The organism is Sulfurovum sp. bin170, assembly GCF_010892395.1.
Taxonomy (GTDB): Bacteria; Campylobacterota; Campylobacteria; order Campylobacterales; family Sulfurovaceae; genus UBA1140.
Genome location: NZ_JAACKB010000105.1, coordinates 1 through 1,822, shown reverse-complemented (window position 1 = coordinate 1,822; position 1,822 = coordinate 1). Strand labels below are relative to the sequence as shown.

The 1,822-nt window shown below is 36.9% G+C and carries 2 protein-coding genes and 1 tRNA gene; 1 reads left to right on the top strand and 2 read right to left on the bottom strand.

The features are described 5' to 3' along the window. The first annotated feature begins 99 nt into the window (after positions 1-99). The gene (locus GSY74_RS02450) at positions 100-1,371 is read left to right on the top strand and encodes an NnrS family protein (protein ID WP_164663527.1); all 1,272 of its coding nucleotides are present in this window, start codon (positions 100-102) and stop codon (positions 1,369-1,371) included. 22 nt (positions 1,372-1,393) lie between these two features. On the opposite strand, the gene GSY74_RS02445 is transcribed toward GSY74_RS02450, so the two are convergent. Both GSY74_RS02445 and GSY74_RS02440 read right to left on the bottom strand, forming a co-directional pair. Continuing rightward, a tRNA-Arg gene (locus tag GSY74_RS02445) sits at positions 1,394-1,470 on the bottom strand. Positions 1,471-1,521: 51 nt separating this feature from the next. Continuing rightward, a partial coding sequence (locus tag GSY74_RS02440; protein ID WP_164663526.1) for a hypothetical protein occupies positions 1,522-1,822 on the bottom strand: 301 nt, incomplete at its 5' end.

Genomic DNA, 1,822 nt, shown 5'->3' with positions numbered 1-1,822 from the left:
TTTAGAGAAGCAGTTTTAGTCTCTGTAGAGGTGACTCTCTGCGGTTGTCCTCTATTTATTAATATTTTTATGTTATGATACAAATAAAAAAGCAATCCCATGAAAAATCACTACTTTTTATCACAACCCCATCAACCATTTTTTGTTTTAGCATTTGTAAATGCTATAATATCCATGATACTCTTTATGTTGCTATTCAAAGGTCTCATTACAGCTGAAATTTTATCAGGAGAGTATCACGCCTATTCACTAATATTTCTGCTTTTTACCCCTGCTTTTTTAGCATTTTTATTTACTACATTTCCAAAATTTTCAGGCACACCACCTATACCACAAAAACATTTTCTTGGTATCTTTTGGATTTTTCTTGCAGGGTCACTTATTCTGTTATTGGGTCTTTTTCTCTCCAAGACAGTCATTACTATTGGGATGATACTGGTTCTTGTAGCTCAATTGGCTTCGGGAAATATTTTGTTGAGTATCTATAACTCTTCACCAATGTATCCCAATGAAAAAACTGACCAATATTGGATTTTAATAGCTATCGCACTAGGTATCTTTGCACATCTGTTGTTTATCTTATCTATATGGATACCAAGCTTACAGACCCTCTCTGTGCAGATAGCAATCTATCTCTATCTCTTTCTACTCACTTTTACTGTTGCACAACGGATGATTCCACTCTTCTCAGGGAAACCAATAGAGAAGCATATGGAGAGATTTAGAGTTATAGTTGGTCTACTCTCTTTGCATGTACTACTAGAGACGATTCAACCCAACTCATCATTTCTTACGGATTTTCTCTTGGCTTATTTGACAGGAAAAGAGCTTATGCGTTGGAAGCTCCCATTTCCAAACCCTGACCCAATGATTTGGATTTTACATATCTCTCTATTTTGGATTCCTATCGCTTTTCTCTTATCAGGTCTATCCAATATTCTAACGCTAATAGATGGCACAAACTTCCTCTTTCTTGATTTACATATCGTAGTCCTAGGTTTTATATTTACGATACTAATAGGCTTTGGAACCCGTGTAACTCTAGGTCACTCTGGAAATGAGATAAAAGCTGATAAGTTGACACTGCTACTCTTCTACTGGACACAAGTTGTGGTGGTCATGCGTATCTTCACCTCACTAGCAGTCTCTAGTGGATGGGATTTCTTTGTGTTTTTTGATATATCGGTCACGGTATGGATAGTCATGTTTGGACTATGGGCGAGACGCTTTTTTGGTACTCTAATTTTTAAAAAAGAGTCAGATAACGCAGAGTCTGCCCAGAAACCAAGTGAGATGAAGTTTGGCACAAAACCAAATAGCATGAACTCTAGTCAAAAACCAACAGGTATGAAATTTAGTGAGAAAAAATAATCTTTTGATTTTAATATTGAGGTGGTACACCCAACAGGATTCGAACCTGTGACCTCCAGTACCGCAAACTAGCGTTCTATCCAGCTGAACTATGGGTGCATATATAATAAGAACGCAATTATAACTAATCCTCTTTAAATTAAAGAGAATTTATCCGAAAATATCCTCTTTTGCTTTTGACTTATACGATTTAAGCACAGCCTCTATCTTGGGACGAGGAACATTTAATGCATTCTCTATCACAAATAGCTCTTTGCCCTCTGCATACATCTCAATTATCTTCTCTTTTACCTCATCCGAAGAGACACCAAGTCGCTCCTCTAGCTCATATAGATAGTTCTCCAATCTTCCGATTTTCTCTTCAAGCAGTTCACAAGCTTCACTCTTCTCATCCTCTTTCATCTTCTCTGAAACAAGATACCCAATAACCCCCATAAACCCCAAAAAAGAG